Here is a 20,369-nt window from a genome sequence, read left to right as displayed (position 1 = left end):
CTCATGTCCCCAATCCCCAGTCCCTAGTCCCTAGTCACTAGTCCCCAGTCCCAACCCAATCTTTTAATTGAAAGTTGGACTTTGCTAAACCTTGGGAAACTAAAAAGTTTTTAGTACCTTCTAAAAGTTTTACTCCTTCAGTTGGTAAAGGTTCTTCTGATACTTGTTTAAGTGGATAGGATATTTTGATAATATCGACGGGATATTTAGTAATTTGAGCGTGGTACTGATAGTATTCTTCGGAATTAGCTTTTAAATCTTTGGCTGCTTCTGTCAAAATTGTATTAAATTTTTCTGGAAAATCAGGCTGTTTTGCCAGAAATTTTTCGGTTGCTACTATTAATGAAGTGCCTGATAAACCTTTATGATTGGCTGAAGAATCAATAACTGGAAATCCTTGAGATTTTAGGTAAGGGCCCATATCACTCGCAGTTGCATAAGCGGCAATATCACCACGTTCTAATGCTGATTTTGCTTCAGTAGTCATTAAGTGAACCACTTTTACATCTTTGGCAATTTTAGTTTCAGCTAATAGACCCAGTAGGTATCGATGCATATAAGAACCTTTTTGGGTAGCTATTTTTTGCCCTTTAAGTTCAGCAAGCGATCGCGGCCCATTCTTTTTCGCTACTAACCAAGCGGTTGTATTAAATTGGCTAATCCGCAGCAGTCGAGTTTCTTCACCCCTAGCTCTCAAAACTATCGCTGGTGTATCCCCTAAAGAGCCAACATCTAATTGACCTGCAACCAGGGCTTCATTTAGATCCGGCCCATTAGGAAATCGTGCAAAACTAATGTTTTGAAATCCAGCTTTTTTGAGTTCGCGCTCTAATATTCCCTTTTTCTTTGCCCAACCAAGTGGCCCTGTAGGTTCTGCACTACCTACATAACCTATACGCAAGGTAGATATGTCGTTAGATGCAGCAATAGAATTAGTACTCTTGGCATTAATAGCCTCAATGGATTGAGCAGATTCAGTTTTTCCCTGGCTACATGCTGTAGTCAGCAGCAGTAATAAACAAGCGACTGAAGTTGATAATCTTGCACTAGATACCTTATGTCTAGGCTCAAAATGCCTAACTTTTATTTTTATAAGGCTACCTTCTGCCTTCTGCCTTCTGCCTTCTGCCTTTTTTAACGACAGCATGACTATTTTCTCCGCTGTACTATTTCATCTGCTTGAGAATTTGGAATGTTTGATCGCTTTTTGCTGTTGATGTGCGTTTATATCCCCAACCAACGTTTTCACGGTAACTACCCAGTAAGCCGACTTCTACCAATTCTGCTTCGTTGACTGAAGTCTGCATGTCACTTTGGGGTGCTACATAAAGAGCGTCAACTGGACAATACAATTCGCACATATAACAGGTTTGACAGTCACTTTGTCGGGCAATAGTTGGCGGTGCATCTGCTACGCGGTCAAACACGTTGGTCGGACAAACGTTTACGCAGATATTACATTGTATGCACCGCGATTCGCTGACCAACTCAATCACACTACGGCTCCTACTATTTTGGATTTTAGATTTTGGATTTTGGATTGGAGAATTTCTGCTTTGGCTGTAGTGTTTAGCGGCTGAGTCTTTACCCAGACTCGATCTAATCCACCACTAATTAAATAATGTTGCTGGTTAGGATCTTGTTCGGGATAGTCTAAATGTTTGTGCATACCACGAGTTTCTTTACGTTCAATGGCACTGCCATACATCCATCGTGCTGTAGCGACCATTGCAGCGGCTTCTCTAGCGCGAATAAGTTCTTGATTTGATGTTACCTGGCTACTGCGAATTTCTTGCCAGAGGTGATTTAGTCTCGCTAAAGACTCTGTTAAGCCTTTTTCTGTACGGAATAAGTTCTTTTCGTAGGGGAATACTTCACTTTGGACTGCCTGAATCACTTCATCAGTTGCAAATTTATCAAAGCGATCGCTCTGACTATTTAATGCTACCTCTCCAACGCCCTTAAGCTGAGGTTGTGCTTTCTGTTCTTTTAAACTATGGACATATTCAGCAGCCGATTGACCCGACCAATAGCCAGAAGATATTGCCCAAGCTGCATTGTGACTACCACCGCCAGTAAATCCGCCACAAATCAGTTCCCGTGTGGCTGCATCTCCAGCGGCGTAAAGTCCCCGCACGGAAGTAGCACAGCTATCATCGACAATCCGAATTCCTCCTGTACCGCGTACAGTTCCCTCTAGGCGCAAAGTAACAGGAAAACGTTGGGTAAATGGATCGATACCTGCACGGTCAAAGGGTAAGAAGAAGTTAGGCTGCGCCAGACGCATGGATGGGCGCATGGATTCGGCTGCTTTATCTAAAATGGCGTAAACTGGCTGTTCCAGCAATGTCTGGGCAATTACCGAACGTCCCCTTTGAGAACCAGCACCAGGAATCACTGTGCCATCTTCATAGGTGAAGGTTGCCCAATTGTAGAAGAGGGTTTTGGTAACTGAGGAAAAAGCTGGGGAGATGCCATAGGCGTTGGAAAACTCCATACCCGACATCTCGGCACCTGCTTCAGCAGCCATTAAATAACCATCCCCTGTCAGGACGTTGCATCCTAACGCTTTACTCAGAAACGCACAGCCACCAGTAGCAATGATTGTGGCACGCGATCGCACCACCCATCTGGCATCAGTCTGACGGTTTGCGCCTGTAGCACCGCCAACAGCACTATCTTCATCTACTAATAGTTCCAAGGCGGGGCTGTGGTCTAGAATCTTAACTCCTGCCCTTTGAATTTGCCGCCGCATCAGCCGCATATATTCAGGGCCTTGTAGCGATCGCCGATAGGGTTTGCCTTCATCGTCGGTAGGAAACGGATAACCCCACTCTGCTAACTGATTGACGTTGACATAAGTCTGATTCAATACCCGATCCATCCAATTGCGATCGGATAAAAATCCACCCAAAGATTCCCGACTCGCCTTGGCTGTTTCCCGTGCATCTGGATCGGGTGGCACATACCACACACCATTACCAGAGGCAGCAGCACATCCAGTTGTCCCACAATATCCCTTGTCTACGAGGATCACTCTGGCTCCACTTGATGCAGCACTCCAAGCCGCCCAAGTGCCAGCAGGCCCACCCCCAATTACTAGGACATCTGCTTGCAGGTCGAGTTCAAAATCGGTTGTTAACGTCTTCAGCATCTAAAATATTTCCCCCATCGAGCAAGTCTTGAGCATCAAATCTTCACCCCATCGATGCCGCACGCTATCAGAAATCTCTTTGCCTAACTAGTTGAGGGTTTCCTACTACCCTCGATTTATGGCTTCTTTACTGTAAGTTGCCAGCAGAGCAAACTTTATTAAACTACTTTAACTTTACGGATTAACCGTAGTTTATAACATAACAAAGCTTTTCACAATTTCTGACAAAAAGCAAGTATTTTCACAGAAAAATTTCAACATAAAGTTCTGTAAAATAAACTTTCTATATCTCAATAGATACTTGCTTTTTGTATAGTTTTGTGTATAAGAAAAATTGAACCACAGAGAACGCAGAGGGCACAGAGGAATAAGAGCAAGAAAGAGTTTTTGCGTAAGTCCTATATATATAAGTACAGACAAGGATTAATCCCGTCTGTACGCCCAATTCCTCACGCCTTGCAACGTAAACGTTTCCAGCCCTGCTCAACAGTCAACACTCTTGAGAGGTTAGAACCTATAGACTGTACGAACCCAACCAAATACACTATCGGGATTATTGTTATCAGAGTCTGGTGCAGTAATCCAGATTAAACCTGGCGTAATCTCAATATTATTTCCGATTTTATATTGGTAAAAGGCCTCAACGTGTAGGGAGGTATCTTTATCTGCTTGTCCGAAACCTGCTCCCAAATTTACACTATCACTCAGACGGGTGAGTTTTGGCTCCATACCAACTAAAATTCCCCCTAGAGCGCCTTCGCTAAAAAGATCCGGGAATGCTAGTCCTACTGCCCAATCCATAGCGTTACCATCTCCACGTCCTATATAGCGATGGGATGCATAACTTACCCATCCATTAATTGCAAACTTAGGACTAACTTGATAGAACGCCTGTAGCCCATAAAGATTGCCTATGGTTCCCGCTCCAGCCACGGTACTGTTTACCAGATTGCTGCCAACTGCTGGGCCGAAGTTTGTTCCACTAAAACCTTGGGTATTTGGTGGGCTATAGGTATTGACATAAGTTGCAGCCACGCGAAAATTGCGATCGGCAGAGTAATATATTACCTGTCCTAAAGCTAAATACCTACCTGTAAATAAGCCATTATTTAGTAGCGGATTATTACCGTTTGGAGCGCTAAACGCTACCCCGACTTGAACCTGTTTACCTAATCGTTGGAGTATGGCAATTCCAGGGCCGCTATCTCCATAGTTATAGACCAAAGACCGTCGTGAAAATCTTGAAATCCCATTAGCGCCAGTTGCAGAAGACGATTCAAAATATGGGTTAATCGGGCCCGAAAGCCCTATCTCACTAGCTCCATCAGATAGAGCATAAATATTGACTTGGGTATCTGGAGTAGGTAAAAACCGATAGCGAACACCACCAAGAGTAATCTGATTGCGTGCAAAAGTAATACTGGAGTTATCAGCAGTTCTTCCTTCATAAGTTCCTAATAACCCAGCTCTTGTTTGTCCCAACGATTCAATATTTCCACCCGACAACGATAAGCTCAGTGAGTCTTTACCGTTAAAACTGGTGTTCAAGCGTAAGGAAGCTGAACCTTGAAGTGTAGGATTGCGAGGTGCCGGTGTCTTAGTCACGACATTATTACCTGCTAGAAGTGAACCAAAGACAATCTGCGCTCTACCTATAAGTTTGGTTGTGGTAGTAAACTGAGTTGCCTCTAACTGTGCAGTCCGCGCTTCCAAGCTATCTACACGTCCGCGAAATTCAGCAAGTTCGGGAGAAAATTGTTCTTGTAGTTTTTTGATGGTATCTAAGTCTTCTCGTCTAACTAAATCTGTCGTTGATGTCGCTATGAGTTCATTGAGACGATCTAAAGCTGCATTTAAGCCAGCTGCAAATTCATAGCGCGTTAGGCCACGATTCCCTTTAAATGTGCCATCTGTATATCCAGCAATTACACCATAGCGTTCCACCAAAGACTGTAGTGCTTGGAATGCCCAATCTGTGGGTTTCACATCTGACAGTTGCGAGACGGATGTCACTTGTCCGGCAGAATTATTGATAGGTTTTTTCGCAGGTGGTGGCGCATTTCCAGACAATTCCGAGACAGGTGTCACCCGTTCTGGCTTTTTAACTTTTTTTCTAGTTAGCCCTGGAATTGAAGTTTCAACTGTCTGATTAACAACTGCTTCTGGAGGTTTGTTTGCTTCCACTTCCGAGATCGAAGTTTCAACTGTCTGATTAACAACTGCTTCTGGAGGTTTATTTGCTTCCACTTCCGAGATCGAAGTTTCAACTGTCTGATTAACAACTGTTTCTAGAGGTTTGTTTGCTTCTAGTTCTTGAGGTATTTCAGCCTGACTTTTAGCCGGATTAAAAATCAGGATAGCTAGAATATCTAGCAATGAAAGTAGAAACAGTATGGATCTATAATTCCAGCGAAACTTGGACATGACTCTTTAACTCCTCAACCTGAAAAACGAGTAAACTAGCTCTAAATTGCACAAAAAAGCAGCATAAGTTCCTGATGCAATTTTTGTGCTAAACCATTAGATACTGGATTTAGTAAAGGTTTCATTGATGAGAAAATTACAAATCTCGGATATTGAAACCATCACTAAGCAGTTATTCAATGTACAATCCAAAAGTTGCAGTAAATTGTTAATTTTGCCGCTTGAAAGGATAGTAAGACGATGGAAAGAAAATTGGTGACTGGTAATCAGCTATATTTTGACAGCATCAATTAATTAAGTAAATCCAAGTAAATCCGGTAAAACGATAGACTTACCGGGTTTTGTTTAGAAATATATTTGCATAGAGGTTGCTACAATGCAAGACCTAGTACTTATCCACCATCGGAAAATATTATGAAGAGTGCGATTTAGGGCATGGGGCATTGGGCATTGGGCATTGGGCATTTGTCATTGGTTATTCTCCGCGTCCCCATCTCCCTAGTCCTTACTCCCTGTGCTTATTAATAATTATGCTTTTATGAGTAGAAAGTTGTGTTTTAGAATACAGTCATCCTGACCACGAAAGTGGCAAAATAATAAATGCTACCAAAGTTATGTACTCACAACTGCTGACTATAAAGTCAGGCGGCAAACAAATATTTTTTACCAATGGTTAAATTAGGGTTGATTTTTACGTAATATCGGGTAGAATTTCACCTATAAACTACGGTATTTCGATCGGAAAAACGTAAATTGCGAACCTGATACCCTGATAAACATGCAAATTCTTTGGTTTATTCCTACTGGATCTCGTGACGGACGCTATTTAGGCACAGATGTTGGCTCTCGTGTTGCTACGCCTGATTATTTGCAGCAAATTGCCCAAGCTGTAGATAGTTTAGGTTACACAGGGGCATTGCTACCTACAGGGCGTTCTTGTGAAGATGCTTGGATTACTGCTGCGGCTTTCATATCTGTTACCAAGCAAATGAAATTTCTTGTGGCAATTCGTCCAGGAATTACTTCTCCTGGTGCTGCGGCACGTATGGCAGCAACATTTGACCGAATTTCTCAAGGGAGATTGTTGATTAATGTGGTAACAGGTGGAGATCCCGTACACCTTGCTGGGGATGGTTTGCATCTGAATCATGACGATCGCTACGATCTAACCGATGAATTCTTGCATGTTTGGCGGGGTATCGTCAGTGGGGAAACAGTTGATTTTAAAGGAAACTACCTAGACATCAAAGGTGGTAAGCTCCTATTCCCACCAGTTCAAAAACCCTATCCACCTTTGTGGTTTGGTGGTTCATCTGCTGCTGCCAAACGCGTTGCTGCTAAACATATAGATGTGTATCTGACATGGGGAGAACCTCCAGAGCAAGTTGCACAAAAAATTTCTGAAGTTCGGCGGCTGGCGGCAGAACAAGGCAGAACAGTGCGTTTTGGCATTCGTTTGCACGTAATTGTGCGAGAAACCGAGTCTGCGGCTTGGGATGCAGCTAATGAGTTGATTAAGTATGTGGATGAAGAAGCGATCGCCACAGCTCAAAAAGACTTTGCTAGTTCTGATTCTGAAGGACAACGGCGCATGAGTCAACTACACAATGGCTCTCGACAAGCCCTAGAAATCAGCCCCAACCTATGGACAGGAATTGGATTAGTGCGGGGTGGTGCTGGTACTGCTTTAGTCGGAGATCCCGACACCGTTCTCGCTAGGATGCTGGAATATCAAGAACTAGGAATAGAAACTTTCGTTTTTTCTGGATATCCGCATTTAGAAGAAGCGTATCGCACGGCGGAATTATTATTTCCGCGTCTACCTTTGCACAACCAACCTGCACCTTCAACAGCAGAAGTTTTGAGTCATTTTAGCGAAACATCTGCTAATGAAGAACTTGCTAAACAACTCACAGCCGCCTCATAAGTATGGGAATTTTAGATTTTAGATTTTGAATTAAAAACACCAAATTTAAAGTCTAAAATCGTCAGAATTCAAAAGTCAGGATTTAGAAACCATAATAATTCAACAATATATCAATGATACTACATGGTTACAATTTTTTGAATTTTGAGTGCTGAATTCTTCCCAAAAACTTAATAATTTCACCCTTCTAAGTTTCTCCTTATGGAGAATTTAAAATCCAAAATTACTTAGATTTTTCTCTTTGGAGAATCTAAAATCCGTCTTGAAAAGTGACGCTCCTCCGTCGCTAACAGTTCGCCGGAAGCCGCACAAGGCGTCTACCGACTTTTATCTCCGACACGCTACGCGAACGCAAAATCTAAAACCCAAAATACTACTATGACTATCACCTTTAAACACAGCAAAAGTAGTAATATATCCCTAAGTGGGCTGCTAAATAACCCGCAAGTCGATAAAATAGTTCCTTGGATTGTGCCTATTCTCGTACTAGTACTTTGGGAAGTTTCTTCGAGAACTGGTCTTCTTTCAAGCAGAATTTTACCAGCCCCTAGTGGTGTAATTGTCACAGCATTTAGATTAGCTTCAACTGGAGAATTGTTTCAACACATAGGAATTAGTGCTGGGCGTGCCATATCTGGTTTTATAGTTGGTGGCAGTATCGGGTTCAGTTTGGGTTTGCTCAATGGCTTTTCCCCTATAGCAGAAAAGTTATTAGATAGTTCTCTGCAAATGCTCCGCACAATTCCTAATTTAGCATTAATTCCCCTAGTAATTCTCTGGTTTGGTATTGGCGACCAAGCCAGATTATTTTTAGTATCTATGGGGGTATTTTTTCCACTTTATCTCAATACATTTCATGGTATTCGTAGTGTTGACCCCGGACTGATTGAGATGGGAAAAGTCTATGGATTGAAAACACCACAACTTTTGTGGCAAATCATTTTTCCTGGGGCTTTATCTTCGATTCTTGTTGGCGTTCGTTTTTCCTTAGGAATTATGTGGCTAACGCTAATTGTTGCAGAAACCATTGCAGCAGATTCTGGACTTGGATACATGGCGATGAATGCTCGTGAATTTATGCAAACTGATGTTGTGGTATTGAGTATTGTTATTTATGCCTTGTTAGGCAAATTAGCAGACGCCACTGCCAGAGCATTAGAAAGAAAGTTTTTGGCTTGGAATCCTAATTACCAACGTGCATAGTTTTCAGTTTGTGGCCCAACTGAAAATTATTTATTTGAGTTGGGAATAATGACAAAAGCTGCATATTCCATATGCATTTACTAGCAATAAAAATCATAGCTACTCTGTAAATAATGGAGGTTTTTCGAGTGAGTTCAAATGTACAAGGTACACAACTAAGTATTTTGGATCTGACAAAGGATTTTGGCAAAAAAAATGTTTTAAACTCATTGAATTTAGAAGTTGCACCTGGTGAGTTTGTTGCCATTGTAGGACGTAGTGGTTGCGGTAAGAGTACCTTATTACGTCTAGTTTCAGCATTGGATAAACCGAGTTCAGGTGGAATACTATTAGATGGGGAACCACTTCGTAAACTCAGCCGGTCTGTAACCGTGATGTTTCAAGATCCCCGTTTACTACCGTGGAAGCGGGTAATTGAGAATGTGGGGTTAGGCTTGCAAGGAAATTGGCGTGAAAGAGCTAAGTGGGCACTCCAGAAAGTGGGGCTGGAGGATAGAGCTGAGGAATGGCCTCACGTACTATCTGGTGGACAACGCCAACGGGTATCATTGGCAAGAGCATTAGTGAGTCAGCCCCGTTTGTTGTTATTAGATGAACCTTTGGGAGCTTTAGATGCTCTCACTCGCTTAGAAATGCAACACTTGATTGAAAATTTGTGGCTAGAGCGCAAGTTTACTGCATTTTTAGTTACTCATGATGTAGAAGAAGCAGTAGCATTAGCAGACAGAGTTATTCTGATTGAAGCAGGACGAATTACTTTAGATGTACCTGTGAGACTTTCACGTCCACGAGATAGAAGCCATGAACTGTTCATCAATATTAGGGAAACAGTTTTAGAACGAGTCATGAGCAATGAAAATACTCAGGTAAGCAACCAGTTATTACAACTGAGTAGTTGAGATTTAAGCTTTTTTAGTTGCTGAATATTAAACTTGAGGTAGCTGCGGTAAATAGGCTACTTCGAGATTAAAACTTTCTTTAAAAAAGCAGCTACAGCAATCCGTAATTGTTTTTGAACACTATAAATTTTCTCTATCAATTTTTTTCTGCGCCTTTGGGTGATTTTTTATATATTCATGACGTAGATAAGCTGAAACACAATAACTATTAATTTATATTGGTAAATTTAAAACAAATAATAAATATATATTGTATTTAATTTAATGCTAATTAGAAAATTAACAAAGTATGATGCAGAAGATTATAGAAAAATTAGATTAGAAGCTTTATATAAAAATCCAGAATCATTTGGCACAACTTATCATGAAGAAGCAATTAAGACGATAGAACAATTTCGGAATAGAATCCCAGTCGATAACAATAACTTTATTTTGGGCTGCTATGAGGATATAAAGTTAATTGGAATAGTCGTATTTCAACAGCAATCAAGAATAAAACTCAGGCATAAAGCATATATCAGTAGTATGTATGTTCAACAAGAATATCGAGGGAAAGCTATAGGTAAATTATTAGTAAATGAAGTAATTTAAAAAGCAAAAGCTCTTAACGACGTAGAAATATTATTACTGGATGTTGTTAAAAGTAATTTGTTTGCAAAACAACTTTATTTATCATTGGGTTTTCAAATATATGGAATAGAAAAAATGGCGTATAAATTTGATAATCAATATTTTGATTTAGAGTTAACGTATTTACAAATTAAATAAGAAAAACTGAGTTTTTCATAAAAGTCAGAATTTGTGCAAATAAAAAATTGCACTTAATTTTTTATCAAACAGAGGCAATTTCCAAAGTAGCCCTGTAAATAAAGAAGAGGTAATCTAAAATGAAGCTCATTTTGCCACTCGATTTAGTTACTGATATTGAGCCACATCTACCAACCGATGCCGAAATCGTCAGAGTAGATACTGATGGTAATTTAGATGGCGATGCTAGCGATGCTGAAGTTTATTTCAGTTGGTTTTTATCTAAAAGTAACGTACTTCATAAAATACTAGAGGCTGCACCTGCACTACGTTGGCATCATGCCCCGAATGCAGGGGTAAATCATATTTTGACACCAACTTATTTAAAAAGAGATATTATCCTCACAAATGGGGCGGGAGTACATGCAATTCCCATCGCCGAATTTGTGATTACTTATATACTTGCTCATGCTAAACATCTGCCAGAATTATATAGTTTACAAGCACAACGTTACTGGAAAAGAGGCTTTGCTATTAAAGAGTTAACAGATGCAACTTTGCTAATTATTGGTGCTGGTGGTATTGGTCAAGAAATAGCCGCCCGTGCTAAACCCTTCGGCTTAAAAATTATTGGTAGTCGTCGTCATCCGCAAGAACTACCAAACTTTGATAAAGTAGTAGGTGCTGATGAATGGCGATCGCTCCTCCCTACAGTAGACTATGTAGTAATTGCAACGCCACTAACACACGAAACCAAAGAATTTATTGATGAATCTGTATTGCGATCGCTCCCTCCCCATGCATACTTAATTAATATTGCTCGTGGCGGTGTCATCGATGAATCAGCATTAATCAAAGCACTTACAGAAGCTTGGATTGCAGGTGCAGCATTAGACACAGTTACCACCGAACCCTTACCGCCAGAAAGTCCTTTATGGTCACTTCCAAACATCTTTATCACACCCCATACTTCTGGTCATTCACCAAAAAGCAAACAGCGTTCAATAGCTTTATTTATTTATAATCTTAAACGCTATCAAGCTGGTGAACCTTTACGAAATGTAGTAGATAAAGAAGCAGGATATTAGGGATTGGGGACACTTCGTTGAGCTTCAGTGCATCGCTTGGGGAAATAGGAAGGCTGTTGAGGCAAGGGAAAATGTTAATGGTTCGACAAGCTTACCAACCGGGAAAAAGGAAAAGGAATAAATTTAATCTTTCCCCTTTTCCCCTTTCCCCATACCGAATGCCCAATCCCTTTAAAATCAGGGAGTAGGAAATATGGTGAAACTAATTTTACCCGATCATTTGATTGCTGAGATTCAGCCGCTATTACCATCTGATGTAGAGTTTGTGGTGGTGGATAGTGAAGGCAACATTGATGGCGATGCTAGCGATGCAGAAGTTTATGTCAACGGATTCTACCTCAAGGCCTCTACCCTTGACAAAGTACTGGCGGCAGCACCGAGGTTGCGTTGGCAACAGTCACCGAGTGCTGGAGTGAATCATATCCTCACGCCTAACTTTTTGCAAAGGGATATTATCCTGACAAATGGTGCAGGAGTTCACGCAATTCCAATTTCGGAATTTGTTTTGGCGTTCATGCTTTATCACGCCAAGAATCTGCGGAAATTACAAACTTTGCAGGATGAACACACTTGGGTTAGAGGAGTGTTTCTTGAAGAGTTGGCAGATGCTACTTTATTAATTATTGGCACAGGAAATATCGGTCAAGCGATCGCATCTCGCGCTAAAGCCTTTGGAGTCCAAGTTTGGGGTAGTCGCCGCCATCCTGAACCTTTACCCAATTTTGATAAAATTGTCGGTGCTGATGAATGGCGATCGCTCCTCCCCGCAGCCGACTATGTAGTTATTGCTACACCGCTAACGCCAGAAACTCAAGGCTTAATTGATGAAGCTGCATTGCGTTCTATGCGTCCATCTTCTTACCTGATAAATATCGCTCGTGGTGCAATAGTAGATGAAGCTGCATTAATCACTGCACTACGTGAGGGATGGATTGCTGGTGCTGGATTAGACACTGTTGCCACAGAACCTCTACCACAAGAAAGTCCCTTATGGTCGCTACCGAACGCGTTTATTACACCCCATTGTTCAGCCCTGTCACCACGGCTGAGAGAACGCATAGCAGCATTGTTTATCGACAATCTTAAACGCTACCAAACTGGCCAACCCTTACGAAATGTTGTAGACAAGAAAGCTGGATATTAAATTTGGGCATTGGGCATTGGGCATTGGAATTGGTGTTAGCGGTAGCGGGGCGTTTAGCCTGTGCTGAGTGAGAAGTAGAGACGCGATTAACCCTTGTTTGTACAAGAGTGAGAAGTTATTCTCCTTGTCTCCCATACCCCATGCCCAATGCCCCATGCCCAATCACTTAACTTTCAGTGCGGATTTTCCTAGAGATTGGCAAATAACGTCATTTTGCGGTGTATGGATACGGCTGCACAGAACGTCACGGTAATGTCGCTCTAAAGGATTCTTTTTTAACATACCAGGATTACCAGTTAGCTCCAAGGCAATCTCTACAGCACGAATTGAGTTATTTGTGGTTAAATATTTAACACTTTGTGCCTGTAATCCTACGTTACGTTCGTATTCACCACGATCGCTATCTTGAGCCAAACCATAAATCAGTCTACGGTTTGCAAATAGCAGTGCTTCCATCTCACCTACAGCGGTTTGAAAGCGTGGTAAAGTTGCTAATGGCTCTCCTAGATTAGATGGCGATCGCTCCCAAAGATACCCGATCAGCCAGTCTCGCGCAGCACTAGCAACACCGAGATACAAGGCACTGATTGTCAAACTGCCCCAAGTGGCAATCAATGGGTCAAGAGGAGGCACAGCAGAGATAGGGCGGATATCAACGGCGTATTCTGGAGGAATTAATACATTCTCTAAGATTAGGTCATGGCTGCCGGTGGCTCTCATGCCCAAGTGATCCCAGGTTTCGACAATTTGCAAGCCAGGTAAATCGCGGGGAACCAGAAAATTCCCAACTTGTGGTTCATCTTCTGTTGTCCGTGCCCAAACAACGAAGTAGCTGAGGATGGGACTACCTGTGGTGTATTGTTTGTGACCTGTTAAACGCCACCCCTCTGTCGTCCGTTCCGCAATGGTAGCAGGCAATCCGCCTCTGGCTGGCGTACCTAATTCTGGTTCCACACGAGCAGCATTCAGCAGCGCAATGCCTTCTATTGACTCACGACATACGCGTTTGTATACTTCTGAAGGCCAGCGACGACTACGAGCTGCATGGGCATGTTGGAGATAGTGCATTGTCAGTACTAGCGCGGTGGAAGCATCACCGTGGGCTATGCCTTCAATCACTCGGCAAATAGCCTCTAGTCCTAAATTCTGACCGCCCAGTTCCTGCGGGATGGTAAGGCTCAGCAATCCTGCCTTATGCAAAGCTGTAAAATTCTCAAAAGGAAACGAAGCTTCTTTGTCGTGTACCCCTGCACGGGTAGCAAAATCCTTAGCTAAAGCCTCAACTCGGTGGAAAATATTTGGGGTAGTTTCTAAGCTTTTGGCTATAAAGGTGTCTGGCGGCCCTTGTTGCAACTGTGACATAATATACTCCTTGTTGAGGGGAAACTTAAATCTTCTAAAGACGACCAGACATTCGTCCTGGGAAAAAAGTTGATATTCGTGCAAACTTGGGATGCTTTGATGGGAAATGAGGCGATCGCAATTATTTCTACCGTCAGTTCTGAACCTCGAACTCCTGATTTCTAGCAATTGTGATGAATAATACTAGAACTTGGTGGGAATATTGTATAACAAAGGACTAGGGACTAGGGACTAGGGACACTTCATTGAGCTTCAGTGCATCGCTGGGGACTGGGTAAAAAGTCCTTTTGTGTCTAAGTTTTATCATTTGTTGATATCCTAGCAGTTTTGTCTATTGCTGTAATTACTTGTATTTAATAAGTATGACATAAACAGCTTTAACACATCAAGCTGACTAGAGATAAGCTATTCGGCTTTTAAGTTCCACAGTCGCTCATGAAGTTTGTTCACAGGTGACGGTTAACTGCCAACATGAGAAAATGTGCAATTTAGATGTGTGAAAGTTTAGTGCATTATAGGACATCCAAGAATTAAATTACTCAATTCCTGCATCCAACGTCAGCATCCAATTTTTTCTCCCCCTGCTTTCCCTGCCTCTCAAAACGATTGATTATTTTTTTAGTAGGAAGCCCCTATTTCAATAGGGCGTACCGTCTTTGTGGGTGAACTGCCATTTACCTTCCACAAGCAAGGCTTGAAGATCGTCATCGGGATAGATTGCTTCGTCTCCTGGGGTGCGATCGCCGATTTCTAGGTACACAACCTCCTCTGAGGTCTCATTAATCAGGTTGTGTCCGTTCCCAGTCCCCGCCTTTAAGCCTGCACACATACCAGGGGAGAGTTGAGTTCGACCTTCGTCAGTTTGCAGCGTAGGTTTCCCCTTCAAGATGTAGACAAACTCGTCTTGTCTGGAATGAGCATGACGGAGGGCGGAAATTGCGTTTGGAGCTAATCTTGTTAAGTTTACACCAAAGTTTGTTAGACCAAACAGATCTCCAAGTGGGCGTTTCTCCCTGCCCGCTATACGAGACGCAAAAGGTTCTGGATAGTTTGTTGGCTTGGTACGCAGCGGTGCTTCAGCCGCGTCAATAGCGATTGGGTTTGTTGGTACTTGCATAGAAGCGCTAATTGAGATGCTAACATCTTCAGATACTAGCCCCATGAGAGCTTGCAGGATAGCTGTATTGGAACTAGAGTTGAGGCTGCCAGAGATTGCTAAGATTTTTACTACGCTTGAAATTATAAGGCTTACTATCCTGGTTTTCAATAATTGCCGTGAAACGTTAAAAATGCTCCGTGATAAAACTTACGCAGCGAGTTTATTGCGTATGCTTAAGGCAAAAGCTCTTGCAGGGAAGACAAAAGCTGAAGCTGAATAAATGCGATCGCATATTACTAAAATATGCTGCATTTACCGTAGTATGCTTTAATAAAAGAACTCTCTAGATTGCTTGTAACAGCAATACATTAATTATCTGGATTTTTAGGCGATCGCTTTGTAGGCTATCGTAGCCATACATTTTATTGCCACTTATTACCCAGTCCCCAATCCCCAATCCCCAATCCCCAATCCCCAATCCCCAGCCCCTCTTACCTGTTGAATATTTATCCCTAAAAGTAGAGTCAAGACGTTGATTAAGTTTTCTCCAACTAGATTGCTCAGCATTGTAATAGCTGCGGTAGGCAGAACCATCACTTTCTTTAAGAGATTCAAGCAGCAAAGGATTTACACCTTTTCTCTAATGTTTATAGTCGGATTTGGTTTAACATTAGCTGTCTTTGCTTGTTCTCCAACTACGAGCAACAGTGGAACGACCCAAATAACTCAAGCACCAAACAATACTGTAGTTCGTATTGGTTATCAGAAAGCATCAACTATTCTCTATGCACTCAAAGCACAAGGAAATTTAGAGAAAACCTTTGCAGCCTCCGGTGCTTCAGTAACTTGGTCAGAATTTCCTGCTGGGCCTCCGATGTTGGAAGCATTAAACGCAGGTAGTATTGACTTTGGCTATACCGGAGAATCACCACCAATATTCGCCCAAGCTGGGGGTATTCCTTTAGTTTACGTTGCTTACGATCCTTGGAGTCCTAAAGCTGAAGCTATTATAGTTCCCAAAGATTCACCGATTAAAAGTGTAGCTGAACTCAAAGGTAAAAGAGTTGCTTTTGCCAAAGGCTCTAATGCTAACTATTTATTAGTTAAAGCCTTAGAAAAAGCAGGACTACAATACAGCGATATTCAGCCCAAAACTTTGCCACCAGCCGATGCTCGTGCTGCTTTTGAAGGTAAGAACGTCGAAGCTTGGGCAATTTGGGACCCGTACTTAGCCGCAGCAGAAGCAGCAACAGGCGCACGTACTTTAACAGATGGAACGGGATTAGCTCCCAATCGTGGTTATTATCTGGCTGCTAAGTCTTTTGCTGACAGTAAACCGGATGCTTTAAAAACAATTTTAGACGAGGTTAAAAAAGCCAGTAATTGGGCGAAAAGCAATTCCAGTGATGTTGCTAAACTTCTTTCACCAGCGTTGGGTATAGATGCTCCTGTGTTGGAGATAGCTGAAAAGCGGCGCGAGTATGATGTACTTCCGCTCACTGATGAAGCGATCGCCAAACAACAAGAAATTGCAGATACGTTTTATAAAATCAAATTGATCCCCAAGGAAATTCAAGTTAAAGAAATAGTTTGGCAAGGAAATAAATAATTCGTAATTCGTAATTCGTAATTCGTAATTTATTACAAATTATCGATTTAATAATTTTGCGAAAATCGTCATTAGCTATTGGCTACAAAACAAATGACAAATGACAAAGGACTAATGACAAATGACTAACATAAATACACAGTGGATAAAAACGGATGTCCTAGTCATTGGAGGCGGTACGGCGGGGACAATGGCTGCAATTAAAGCTAAACAGGCCAATAGCGATCGCCAGGTGTTAATTTTGGAGAAAGCAAATATTCGTCGTAGTGGTGCGATCGCAATGGGAATGGATGGGGTAAACACAGCCGTCATCCCCGGACATTCCACCCCAGAACAGTACGTGCGTGAAGTCACAATTGCTAATGATGGTATTCTCCACCAAAAAGCTGTTTACCAAACAGGAAAACTAGGTTACGAAACTATTCAAGAATTGGAAAGTTGGGGCGTTAAGTTTCAAAAAGACCCCCAAGGTAATTATGACCTCAAACAAGTGCATCGGGTGGGTAAATATGTGTTGCCCATGCCAGAAGGTAAAGACCTCAAGCAAATTCTGACGCGACAAGTCAAGCGCCATAAAGTCAACGTGACTAATCGCGTAATGGCCACGAGAGTGCTAGTTAAAAATGGTAGAGCGATCGGTGCAGTTGGGTTTGACGTGCGCGGCGGCGATTTTGTCGTCATTCAAGCAAAAGCCGTCATCCTATGTACTGGAGCCTGCGGACGCTTAGGACTACCTGCATCCGGCTATCTCTACGGCACTTACGAAAACCCTACTAACGCTGGCGATGGTTACTCAATGGCGTATCATGCAGGGGCAGAATTGAGTAATATCGAATGTTTTCAAATCAACCCGCTAATTAAAGATTATAACGGCCCCGCCTGTGCTTATGTTGCCGGGCCATTTGGAGCATATACAGCCAACGCCGAAGGACACCGCTTCATTAATTGTGATTACTGGAGCGGTCAAATGATGTTAGAAATTTGGAAAGAATTAAACTCTGGTAAAGGCCCCATTCAAATGAAAATGACTCATTTGGATGAGGATACAATTTCGGAAATTGAGTCTATTTTATGGGCAAATGAACGCCCTAGTAGAGGACGTTTTCATGAGGGTAGAGGTGAAGACTACCGTACTCATGGGGTTGAAATGAACATTTCCGAAATTGGGTTATGTAGCGGACATAGTGCATCTGGTGTTTGGGTAAACGAGAAAGCAGAAACCACAGTACCAGGACTTTATGCCGCAGGAGATATGGCCAGCGTCCCCCATAATTACATGATTGGTGCATTTGTGTTTGGAAGGTTGGCGGGAGAGAATGCAATTGAATATATTCAAAATTTGGAACATTTAGAACCAGACGTTGATTTTTTAGAAGCAGAAAAATCCAGAATTTATACACCATTAAATCAGCCAAATGGTATTCCTCACACCCAAGTGGAATATAAATTGCGTCGGCTGGTGAATGATTATTTACAACCGCCAAAATCTGCTAACAAAATGGAAATTGGTTTGCTAAATTTTGTCCGCTATGAAGAAACATTAGCGCAAATGGGAGCGCGAGATCCTCACGAGTTAATGCGGTGTATGGAAGTGCATTTTATTCATGATTGTGCAGAAATGGCAGCACGCGCCTCTTTATATCGTCGAGAAAGCCGCTGGGGTTTATATCATTATCGTTTAGATTTTCCAGAAAGGAATAATGAAGAATGGTTTTGTCACGTCAATTTGAAAAGGAATGATACACATGAAATGGTACTTTTTAAGCGTCCAGTAGAACCTTATATTATTGATGTTGATTTACAAAAAGAATTTTATGATGTAGCAGTGCGATAAAATTTCTGCATAGGATTATGACTAATCAACTTACTATTGATGGACAAGTTAAAATTAGGCAATCTCAAATTCAGGATGCAGGACAAATAGCTATTCTTTCTGAGCAACTTAACTATCCGGCTACAAAAACACAAATAGAACAGCGTCTTCTGGAAATACAAAATAATAATTCTCACATTGTCTATGTTGCAACTGTAGCAAATGATTATGTAATTGGTTGGGTACACGCACATATATATGACTTAATAGTGATGCCCAAACAAGCCATGATTCTTGGTTTAGTTGTAGATCAAGACTATCGAAATTATGGAATTGGCAGGTTTTTAATGCAGCAGATTGAACAATGGGCTAGTTTACTTGGATGTCATGGAATAAGGCTTAATTCTAATATTAAACGGAAAGAAGCTCATTTGTTTTATGAAAAAATTGGGTATACAAATATCAAACAATCAATGACTTTTGCTAAAACATTGTAAAATCCATAGTTTAAAACAATTCAGTTAAGCCTTTCTTATCTTTGCGTCCTTTGCGTCCTTGGCGGTTCGTAAAAAAAATTGAGGTTGCTGATTGAAAACATGAATTTAGATCGCCCAGACGTGCAGAGGTGCAGAGAGTAAGAGTAAACATACTCTTAACTGAAGGGTATTTATCCACAGTCAAGAACTTAAACAATCAAGTAAAAACATGGCTTTAATCACACAAAGAATAGATGTCCCAGTAATCGTAGACGAATCTAAATGTTTAGAAAAATGCGTTGCTTGCATTGAAGTTTGTCCCTTGGATGTACTAGCAAAAAATCCAGAGACGGGGAAAGCTTATATGAAATATGACGAATGTTGGTTTTGTCTCCCTTGTGAAAAAGAATGTCCCACTAATGCAATTACTGTGCAAATTCCCTTTTTGTTGCGCTGAGGTTACTCAATGACTGTAGATACAAATTCGGAATTAAATCAATGGTTGGAAATGTTGCGATCGCCTGATGTTAGCGATCGCTTGGTTGCAGTAAAATCTTTACAATACTTAGGCGAAGATGCCGCAGTTGAGGCGTTAATTCTGGCCCTGGAAGATGAAAACACAGCAGTACAAAAAATAGCGGTATCTGCACTCTGGGAAATTGCCAATCCTGCTGCTGTTCCGGCTTTACTAAAATCTCTGGCTTCCCCCAATGCAGAAATTCGCAGCGAGGCATTATCAGCTTTAGGTGAATTAGTTACTACAGACCATTTGTTGCTGTTGCTAGATGCGTTACAGCAAGAAAATATCAACCTCAATCTTAACGTACTAATTTTGTTACGCAAGATTCATGATGTTCAGTCTCTACCTGCGGTATTGTCTTTTTTGGAATCAGAAAATAGCCAACTCCGGGAAGCTGCTGTGACAACTGTCCGCTATTTAAATCAGGTGGAAAGATGTCCGCCAGTTTTATCTTTGATGAACGATCGCGATGAGAATGTTCGTCGCGCAGCTACTTTAACTTTAGGTCATTTAGCAGATAAAGAAGCTGTAGAATTACTCACTCAAGCACTCACTTCTGATTCTGATTGGCAAGTGCGAAGAAATGCGGCGAAATCTCTAGCAATTCACAGCGATCGCCAAGCAATTCCGGCTTTAAAAATTGCCCTTAAAGATGAACATTGGCAAGTGCGAAAATTTGCTATTCAAGTATTACAAAAAACCCCAGATGAAACCTTGTTGACTGCATTGATTGAAGCGTTAACAGATGAGTATTCTGATGTGCGAAAAGAAGCAGCGATCGCTCTTGGTTATTTAGGTAATGCCAATGCTTTGAATGCCCTTAAACAAGCACTAGATGACCCCGATCGGGATGTGTCTATTTACGCCCAACGGGCAATTGACAAAATTCAACAACAGAAATGAT

The 20,369-nt window shown here is 41.7% G+C and carries 18 protein-coding genes and 1 pseudogene; 12 read left to right on the top strand and 7 right to left on the bottom strand.

Annotation, left to right across the window (positions count from 1 at the left end; translation table 11 throughout):
* Positions 1 to 37: 37 nt before the first annotated feature.
* From H6H03_RS19265 to H6H03_RS19250, 4 genes are all read right to left on the bottom strand, one after another.
* Positions 38 to 1,147, bottom strand: a complete 1,110-nt coding sequence (locus tag H6H03_RS19265; protein ID WP_190956700.1) for an ABC transporter substrate-binding protein — start codon at positions 1,145 to 1,147, stop codon at positions 38 to 40.
* Between the two features lie 19 nt (positions 1,148 to 1,166).
* The gene (locus H6H03_RS19260; protein ID WP_390842678.1) at positions 1,167 to 1,541 is read right to left on the bottom strand and encodes a 4Fe-4S binding protein; all 375 of its coding nucleotides are present in this window, start codon (positions 1,539 to 1,541) and stop codon (positions 1,167 to 1,169) included.
* Positions 1,493 to 3,154 (bottom strand): FAD-dependent oxidoreductase, encoded by a 1,662-nt coding sequence (locus H6H03_RS19255; RefSeq protein WP_190956699.1) that lies wholly within the window; start codon positions 3,152 to 3,154, stop codon positions 1,493 to 1,495. Before H6H03_RS19255 ends, H6H03_RS19260 begins: the two co-directional genes overlap by 49 nt.
* 507 nt (positions 3,155 to 3,661) lie before the next feature.
* Complete coding sequence (locus H6H03_RS19250; RefSeq protein ID WP_190956698.1) at positions 3,662 to 5,578, bottom strand: iron uptake porin; 1,917 nt, start codon at positions 5,576 to 5,578, stop codon at positions 3,662 to 3,664.
* A 778-nt stretch (positions 5,579 to 6,356) separates the two neighbouring features.
* Between H6H03_RS19250 and ssuD the strand changes: the two genes are divergently transcribed.
* The 6 genes and pseudogenes from ssuD (at position 6,357) to H6H03_RS19220 (ending at position 12,586) form a co-directional block, all read left to right on the top strand.
* Positions 6,357 to 7,505 (top strand): FMNH2-dependent alkanesulfonate monooxygenase, encoded by a 1,149-nt coding sequence (gene ssuD / locus H6H03_RS19245; protein ID WP_190956697.1) that lies wholly within the window; start codon positions 6,357 to 6,359, stop codon positions 7,503 to 7,505.
* Positions 7,506 to 7,883: 378 nt separating this feature from the next.
* Positions 7,884 to 8,708, top strand: a complete 825-nt coding sequence (gene ssuC, locus H6H03_RS19240; RefSeq protein WP_190956696.1) for an aliphatic sulfonate ABC transporter permease SsuC — start codon at positions 7,884 to 7,886, stop codon at positions 8,706 to 8,708.
* 128 nt (positions 8,709 to 8,836) lie between these two features.
* Positions 8,837 to 9,607, top strand: coding sequence for an ATP-binding cassette domain-containing protein (locus H6H03_RS19235; protein ID WP_190956695.1), 771 nt, complete (start codon positions 8,837 to 8,839; stop codon positions 9,605 to 9,607).
* 264 nt (positions 9,608 to 9,871) lie between these two features.
* Positions 9,872 to 10,375, top strand: a pseudogene (locus H6H03_RS19230) (N-acetyltransferase family protein).
* A 119-nt stretch (positions 10,376 to 10,494) separates the two neighbouring features.
* Positions 10,495 to 11,442: a D-2-hydroxyacid dehydrogenase gene (locus tag H6H03_RS19225; RefSeq protein ID WP_190956694.1), complete on the top strand. Its 948-nt coding sequence runs from the start codon at positions 10,495 to 10,497 to the stop codon at positions 11,440 to 11,442.
* Positions 11,443 to 11,635: 193 nt separating this feature from the next.
* Entirely contained in the window at positions 11,636 to 12,586 is a 951-nt protein-coding gene (locus H6H03_RS19220) for a D-2-hydroxyacid dehydrogenase (protein WP_190956693.1), read from the top strand.
* Between the two features lie 162 nt (positions 12,587 to 12,748).
* On the opposite strand, the gene H6H03_RS19215 is transcribed toward H6H03_RS19220, so the two are convergent.
* Complete coding sequence (locus H6H03_RS19215) at positions 12,749 to 13,948, bottom strand: acyl-CoA dehydrogenase family protein (RefSeq protein WP_190956692.1); 1,200 nt, start codon at positions 13,946 to 13,948, stop codon at positions 12,749 to 12,751.
* A gap of 637 nt (positions 13,949 to 14,585) precedes the next feature.
* On the bottom strand, positions 14,586 to 15,065 hold the full coding sequence (locus H6H03_RS19210; RefSeq protein WP_190956765.1) for a cupin domain-containing protein: 480 nt from the start codon (positions 15,063 to 15,065) through the stop codon (positions 14,586 to 14,588).
* Between the two features lie 67 nt (positions 15,066 to 15,132).
* Between H6H03_RS19210 and H6H03_RS19205 the strand changes: the two genes are divergently transcribed.
* Positions 15,133 to 15,327: a hypothetical protein gene (locus tag H6H03_RS19205; protein WP_190956691.1), complete on the top strand. Its 195-nt coding sequence runs from the start codon at positions 15,133 to 15,135 to the stop codon at positions 15,325 to 15,327.
* A 63-nt stretch (positions 15,328 to 15,390) separates the two neighbouring features.
* On the opposite strand, the gene H6H03_RS19200 is transcribed toward H6H03_RS19205, so the two are convergent.
* Positions 15,391 to 15,669, bottom strand: coding sequence for a hypothetical protein (locus H6H03_RS19200; RefSeq protein ID WP_190956690.1), 279 nt, complete (start codon positions 15,667 to 15,669; stop codon positions 15,391 to 15,393).
* Positions 15,670 to 15,690: 21 nt separating this feature from the next.
* Between H6H03_RS19200 and H6H03_RS19195 the strand changes: the two genes are divergently transcribed.
* The 5 genes from H6H03_RS19195 (at position 15,691) to H6H03_RS19175 (ending at position 20,368) form a co-directional block, all read left to right on the top strand.
* On the top strand, positions 15,691 to 16,656 hold the full coding sequence (locus tag H6H03_RS19195) for a sulfonate ABC transporter substrate-binding protein (protein WP_190956689.1): 966 nt from the start codon (positions 15,691 to 15,693) through the stop codon (positions 16,654 to 16,656).
* Between the two features lie 121 nt (positions 16,657 to 16,777).
* Positions 16,778 to 18,490, top strand: coding sequence for a fumarate reductase/succinate dehydrogenase flavoprotein subunit (locus tag H6H03_RS19190; RefSeq protein WP_190956688.1), 1,713 nt, complete (start codon positions 16,778 to 16,780; stop codon positions 18,488 to 18,490).
* Positions 18,491 to 18,507: 17 nt separating this feature from the next.
* The gene (locus tag H6H03_RS19185) at positions 18,508 to 18,966 is read left to right on the top strand and encodes a GNAT family N-acetyltransferase (protein WP_190956687.1); all 459 of its coding nucleotides are present in this window, start codon (positions 18,508 to 18,510) and stop codon (positions 18,964 to 18,966) included.
* A gap of 208 nt (positions 18,967 to 19,174) precedes the next feature.
* On the top strand, positions 19,175 to 19,402 hold the full coding sequence (locus tag H6H03_RS19180; RefSeq protein WP_190956686.1) for a 4Fe-4S dicluster domain-containing protein: 228 nt from the start codon (positions 19,175 to 19,177) through the stop codon (positions 19,400 to 19,402).
* A gap of 9 nt (positions 19,403 to 19,411) precedes the next feature.
* Positions 19,412 to 20,368: a HEAT repeat domain-containing protein gene (locus H6H03_RS19175; RefSeq protein ID WP_190956685.1), complete on the top strand. Its 957-nt coding sequence runs from the start codon at positions 19,412 to 19,414 to the stop codon at positions 20,366 to 20,368.
* The last annotated feature ends 1 nt before the right edge of the window (position 20,369 follow it).

The organism is Nostoc paludosum FACHB-159, from assembly GCF_014698835.1.
GTDB classification, from domain to species: domain Bacteria; phylum Cyanobacteriota; class Cyanobacteriia; order Cyanobacteriales; family Nostocaceae; genus Nostoc; species Nostoc paludosum.
This window is presented reverse-complemented; position numbering and strand designations above follow the sequence as displayed.

What these genes read in the sequence shown, in the direction of transcription:
- H6H03_RS19265 (WP_190956700.1), bottom strand. Translation starts at nt 1,147, where the DNA reads ATGCTGTCGTTAAAAAAGGCAGAAGGCAGAAGGCAGAAGGCAGAAGGT.
- H6H03_RS19255 (WP_190956699.1), bottom strand. Translation starts at nt 3,154, where the DNA reads ATGCTGAAGACGTTAACAACCGATTTTGAACTCGACCTGCAAGCAGAT.
- H6H03_RS19250 (WP_190956698.1), bottom strand. Translation starts at nt 5,578, where the DNA reads ATGTCCAAGTTTCGCTGGAATTATAGATCCATACTGTTTCTACTTTCA.
- ssuD (WP_190956697.1), top strand. Translation starts at nt 6,357, where the DNA reads ATGCAAATTCTTTGGTTTATTCCTACTGGATCTCGTGACGGACGCTAT.
- ssuC (WP_190956696.1), top strand. Translation starts at nt 7,884, where the DNA reads ATGACTATCACCTTTAAACACAGCAAAAGTAGTAATATATCCCTAAGT.
- H6H03_RS19225 (WP_190956694.1), top strand. Translation starts at nt 10,495, where the DNA reads ATGAAGCTCATTTTGCCACTCGATTTAGTTACTGATATTGAGCCACAT.
- H6H03_RS19220 (WP_190956693.1), top strand. Translation starts at nt 11,636, where the DNA reads ATGGTGAAACTAATTTTACCCGATCATTTGATTGCTGAGATTCAGCCG.
- H6H03_RS19215 (WP_190956692.1), bottom strand. Translation starts at nt 13,948, where the DNA reads ATGTCACAGTTGCAACAAGGGCCGCCAGACACCTTTATAGCCAAAAGC.
- H6H03_RS19210 (WP_190956765.1), bottom strand. Translation starts at nt 15,065, where the DNA reads ATGCAAGTACCAACAAACCCAATCGCTATTGACGCGGCTGAAGCACCG.
- H6H03_RS19195 (WP_190956689.1), top strand. Translation starts at nt 15,691, where the DNA reads ATGTTTATAGTCGGATTTGGTTTAACATTAGCTGTCTTTGCTTGTTCT.
- H6H03_RS19190 (WP_190956688.1), top strand. Translation starts at nt 16,778, where the DNA reads ATGACTAACATAAATACACAGTGGATAAAAACGGATGTCCTAGTCATT.
- H6H03_RS19185 (WP_190956687.1), top strand. Translation starts at nt 18,508, where the DNA reads ATGACTAATCAACTTACTATTGATGGACAAGTTAAAATTAGGCAATCT.
- H6H03_RS19180 (WP_190956686.1), top strand. Translation starts at nt 19,175, where the DNA reads ATGGCTTTAATCACACAAAGAATAGATGTCCCAGTAATCGTAGACGAA.
- H6H03_RS19175 (WP_190956685.1), top strand. Translation starts at nt 19,412, where the DNA reads ATGACTGTAGATACAAATTCGGAATTAAATCAATGGTTGGAAATGTTG.